Raw genomic sequence first — 4,929 nt, 5'->3', positions numbered from 1 at the left:
GTCTTTTCCATAAGACCATGCGCCAGGCTGTATAGTCCGCGAGACGATGAATAAATCATTGAGAGTGAAGTATCAGTTTTTTCAATTATGGTGAAGGAGGGAAGTTCTGCATCCGGATAGAGTTTTTTAACATGCACATGGATGTGGTCTTCTATGGAATATAACAACCCCAGAGGAGAGTTATAACTCTGTATAACTTCCGGATGTGCTTTGCCCAAACTATCAAAAAGATAAAGTCCGAAAGCATGTAAAAGATCATTGGCCGGTAATTGAACCTCTTCACAAAGATTGGTCAGCAGGGCCACCATTTCATTAAATTCATAGGTACCTACCGAGGTATAGATCCCTTCAGAGGCTAATTCAGATTTTTCAATGATATTATCGACTACTTCCAGTCCAAATTTGGATTCCACCATCTCCAAAAACTCTGTAAAAACAATTCCTTTCATGTATTTTCAAACTAATAATTGAATGTAGGAAAATTACGACTCGACGAAAAAAAAATGTTGTGAAAGCGCTTATTTCATTAAGCTTTCACTAATTCATTGATCTCCCAATAAGCGATAACTTTTTGAATTTTGTCTTCGTAATCTTCGTATTTAAGGGGTTTTATTACATATCCCGCGATCCCAATCTTATAGCATTCTAAAAGGTCGGCTCTGTTCTCAGATGTTGTCAAAATGATCGTAGGCAAGTACTTTAATGTCGCATTACGTTTTAGGATCTGTAGAAATTCTATCCCGTTCATTCTAGGCATATTGAGGTCTAGAAGAATAATATCGGGTATCTTATGTGTGTCTTTTAGTATTTCAAGAGCATCTTCACCGTTGTTGGCCTGGATGATGGTATGATTTACCTGCAGTTTAGAGATGGTTCTATTAAGCTTCATTGTTTCAATAGCATCGTCTTCTATAAAAAGTATTTTCATATCCTTTCGCTTTATTAGAATGTTGCAAGGTCTTACTTTAAGGCTATCTAACTATTTTGTTGTAGATGAGTGGAGGTTTGGTATAGACGAATGGTCGATTCCTATAGATGAGATCTTATCTAGTTCTTTTTTGCTCTTTTTTCCTTTAGACTTTCTAAATACTTTTTATTCGCATGGATCCCTTTTTCTGTTAAGTAGGGATAGATAAGGCTAAAATGGGACTCCATTCCCTTTACCACCTGATCTTCTTCAATGTCTTTTATTCTTGCATAGGCGATCCAAAAATGAGTATTTCTCCAAAGATGGGCGGCTAATTCTTCGTATAATCCAGGAAAATCTTTGGGTTCAGGTTTCATGAAGCCCATTCCAATAGAAAGATAATTGATCCCTTTGATCATTTTAAACGCATCTTCAATTTGTTCTTTAATTTGTTTAGTTACGACTGGATACCACTTTAGAATATTTGGAGTATCGAGAAAGAAAAAGCTAAACCGTTGTTGGAACACAAAGAAGCTTTCGGTGATGGCAAGGCCTTCTCCTTCCATGATTAAGGTTTTGTTCCCATAGACATTCTGTATAAGCTCTTCCGTCATATAATCGAACGTAGCCTTCACAAGGTCTTTTTTGGTGGCATAATGGTAGTTGAAATTACTTAGGCTAATGCCACTTTCCTTTGCTATATCCTGGTTTCGGACCTGCGCGATCCCCAATTCATTGAAAAGTTTCACAGCAGCAACAATAATTTTCTTTTTCGTCTTAGAAATGGGCATAGTTTCTCTAGTTAATCTTTGAGCTAAGTTTATACTCTATATATCGTTTTTTTTGGATTATTAGTATATAGAATACTAAGTATATTCAGTATTAAATACGGAAATTGGTATATATCAATATAAAAAGTAAAAATTTAAAGCTTTAAACCTGTCTTGGATGTCAGGATTTCTTTGAGTTCCTTGGTAGTAGTGGCATCAATTAAGTTAAGGGCCTTCACTTTACAAAGAGATTCTACCATACTAATGCCGGCGAGGGTGTTGGTCGCAATCCCGGATACAATATCTGGTGAAAAATCAAAGGCTTTCATCAGGCCATACACAGAATAGGGATCAGTGGCACTTAGTATTGTACATTTGATCTGGTCGCGGATCGCATTTATAGCAACATCCCCATTATATGGTTCTAAAGGTGACGCACCAATTTCTATTATCGCGATATCCGCTTTTTGTTGCTCAATTCGGCTTGTTATCTGAGCTAATTTTGATTCGTATAATTCCTTCTCACATATAGACGAAGGCAGCCCCACATCAACAAAATCAAAAATAGCCATGGCTCCTACATCTTTAATAGCCAGAATATCTTTATAACGACCGGCACCCGTAAGTTTTGCTCCCACCACTTTATAACCTGCAGAGTTAAAAAGATTTGCGACTATTCTGGCCGAAGTTGTTTTACCTGCAGACATGGATGTACCAATAAAAAGAATCACCGGAGTTTTAAATGGTAAAATTTTGACAGGCTTTACAAAACTATCCATCGTAATTTTGGCACCGTTGCGTACCACATGTCCTGCGTATTTGAGTTGCATCATTTGTGGTAAGAAAAAAGATTTTGACGTTAATTTACCAAAGAGTCCCGCACCGGTTAGTAAATGAAATTTAAGGTCTTCTTCAATTTTCTTCCAAGTTCCGGTTATTTCCAATGTTGCAAAGCGCTCTCCAAATGCTCCAACAACATACTCACCTCCTATGACACCTCTCATTCTTCCACTGGGAAGTTCAAGAAGTAGGGAAGTGCTTCCAGGCTCCAGGATCTTGCCAATCACATAATCGCCAGTTGCCCATTCAGACCTGTCTAGTGGTTGCACATCAAATGCTTTTACCTTCAGGTCGGAAATGCGGGTGAGTGATGTAAATATGGAAGTATGCGCCATTATTTTTTATTTAATTCATTGTCTACGGTATCAGAAATTATCAATTGCGTTAACAACGCAGTTCTTTCGGGCAACTGTTCAAGAAAAATAAATTCATGTGCCGCATGAGCACCATCACCGGTGGTCCCGAGGCCATCTAATGTTGCCGTGAATTCACTGGTCGTATTTCCATCAGAGCCACCCCCGGCTACAGCCTCGTCTAAGTTCAATCCCATGTGCGAGGCCTTGGTTTTTGCAAATTGCCAGAGTTTTTGGTTTCGCGGAGTTCGTTCCATTGGAGGCCTGCCAATACCACCCTCAATGTGCAATTTAATATTAGGCATTGAAGGTTTTAAGCCATGTATCTTTTTTGTAATAGTATCACCATCTTTTCGGTTCAATACCCTAACATCTACAATCGCCTTACTTTCGGGAGCTACCACGTTTGGTGAGATCCCACCTTCGATCATTCCTACATTAACGGTTATTCCTTTTTCAAAATCATTCATCGCATACAGTTGTTGTATCTGATGAGAGATTTCAACGATCGCACTCACACCTTTCCCGGGATCCAGACCTGCGTGAGCAGCCTTACCAATAGCAGTTATTGTGAATCTGCCCAAACCTTTCCTTGCGGTCTTTAACTTTCCCTCTAAACCTAAGGGAGGTTCCAATACAAAGGCCCTATCAGAAATTTTAGCTAATCTTTTTATCATACGTGTAGACTCCTTGCTCCCAATTTCTTCATCCGAATTTATAAGGATAAGCGGTGTAACAGGCATGGGTAATGACAAGGCATTTATTGTTCTTATAGCGAAGATCAATTGTGTTAAACCGGCTTTCATATCATAAACACCGGGACCGGTCATAGTACCATCCTTCATAGTAATAGGCATTTTCTTAAGGGTGTGTTTATCCCAAACTGTATCGCAATGGCCTATCAATAACTGGCAGGGAGTGTTTTTCTTTCTTTTATGAGGTCTGGCATATAGGTATCCGCCCGTTTTTTCACCCGGAATATACTTAGTAAAGTAACCAAGCCGTTTGAGCTCATTGCTTATCACTCCTAGTATGGTAGTTTGTGATTCCAGATCTTTGGAGGGAGATTCATGAAGCACAAGTGTCTTTAGGAACCCTGTCATCGATTCTAAATTAGCATTGATATATTTTAATATGTCAGTAGCTAAGGTCATGGAACTTCATCTTTTAAAATCCTTTGGGAATGGGAAATTATATGTTTCTCTAATTTCCGCAAACCTCCCGTTTGCGATGTACGCTAGCAAGGGGTGCTTCTTAAGTTGCTCCTGTTCATCATTTTCCGAGATCCTCAAATAATCTTTATGTACATGAGCCGCTTTTATTTTACCTGCGATTAAACTATTTTCATCAAATCCGTCGATGATCTTAAAAAGTTCACATTCCAGGTATAAATAGGCATCTTTTATTACAGGGGCATCCATTGTTTTAGCTTGAATGGTGGCCAAAGCGCCTACAATTCCATCCGATTTAGTAATTCCTTTTTTCCTTGGAGTTGCGCTTAAAGAAGTTATGACGATTTGTTCGGGCCTGGGAAAACTTACCGTGAATTCGCCGGTTTTTTTCACGTTGTGATAGGTATGGTGTTTGGGTGTACAAACAAAACCAAAATAATTACCGAAACTTAAGGGTGTGGCCATGTGTTTTGGCGCAAGATCAAAACCCGATTCTTCTTTGGTCCCTATGATCACCAAAGGGGCTATTGTAAATACCCTGTCCCAAATAGGGTTATGAGGGCTTAAAGACACATAATTCTCTTGTAGTTGTGTGCCCATGGTTTTAAAGTTCTTGGGTTTATTTAATCATTTAAAATTATCTTTCACCAACGCAATTATCTGGTTATCAGTCATACTATCGGCTGGCTTTACTTCTTTTACCTTATTATAGGTACCTGGATAAAATTCAGATATCTCTGCATAAAGTTTTTCTCCCATTTGTGCCGGACCAAAAATTACCAGATCGTCTGAACTTTTTATGTAGTCAATAATATTTTCGAAAAAGACTTTTTGCTGTTGTTTTTCACGCTTGGTGTATTTGCTATCCTGCACCACATCTTGTGGTC

6 protein-coding genes and 1 pseudogene are annotated in these 4,929 nt (G+C 38.6%); all 7 read right to left on the bottom strand.

The window, feature by feature from the left end; translation table 11 throughout:
• Nucleotides 1-449, bottom strand: a 449-nt coding sequence (locus Q0X72_RS13060; protein ID WP_297766266.1) for a heme NO-binding domain-containing protein, incomplete at its 3' end; no start/stop codon positions are given.
• Nucleotides 450-526: 77 nt separating this feature from the next.
• Nucleotides 527-928 carry a response regulator gene (locus Q0X72_RS13055; protein WP_297766264.1) on the bottom strand — a complete coding sequence of 134 codons (402 nt, stop codon included), beginning with the start codon at nucleotides 926-928 and terminating at the stop codon, nucleotides 527-529.
• Between the two features lie 119 nt (nucleotides 929-1,047).
• Complete coding sequence (locus tag Q0X72_RS13050; RefSeq protein WP_297766261.1) at nucleotides 1,048-1,698, bottom strand: TetR/AcrR family transcriptional regulator; 651 nt, start codon at nucleotides 1,696-1,698, stop codon at nucleotides 1,048-1,050.
• Between the two features lie 134 nt (nucleotides 1,699-1,832).
• Complete coding sequence (locus Q0X72_RS13045; RefSeq protein WP_297766258.1) at nucleotides 1,833-2,852, bottom strand: hypothetical protein; 1,020 nt, start codon at nucleotides 2,850-2,852, stop codon at nucleotides 1,833-1,835.
• On the bottom strand, nucleotides 2,852-4,024 hold the full coding sequence (locus tag Q0X72_RS13040; RefSeq protein WP_297766255.1) for a M20 family metallopeptidase: 1,173 nt from the start codon (nucleotides 4,022-4,024) through the stop codon (nucleotides 2,852-2,854). Before Q0X72_RS13040 ends, Q0X72_RS13045 begins: the two co-directional genes overlap by 1 nt.
• A gap of 6 nt (nucleotides 4,025-4,030) precedes the next feature.
• On the bottom strand, nucleotides 4,031-4,642 hold the full coding sequence (locus Q0X72_RS13035) for a flavin reductase (protein WP_297766252.1): 612 nt from the start codon (nucleotides 4,640-4,642) through the stop codon (nucleotides 4,031-4,033).
• Nucleotides 4,643-4,669: 27 nt separating this feature from the next.
• Nucleotides 4,670-4,929 (bottom strand): annotated as a pseudogene (locus tag Q0X72_RS13030) (hypothetical protein); the annotation flags it as partial.

This window comes from uncultured Muriicola sp. (assembly GCF_947258935.1).
Taxonomy (GTDB): domain Bacteria; phylum Bacteroidota; class Bacteroidia; order Flavobacteriales; family Flavobacteriaceae; genus Muriicola.
This window is presented reverse-complemented; position numbering and strand designations above follow the sequence as displayed.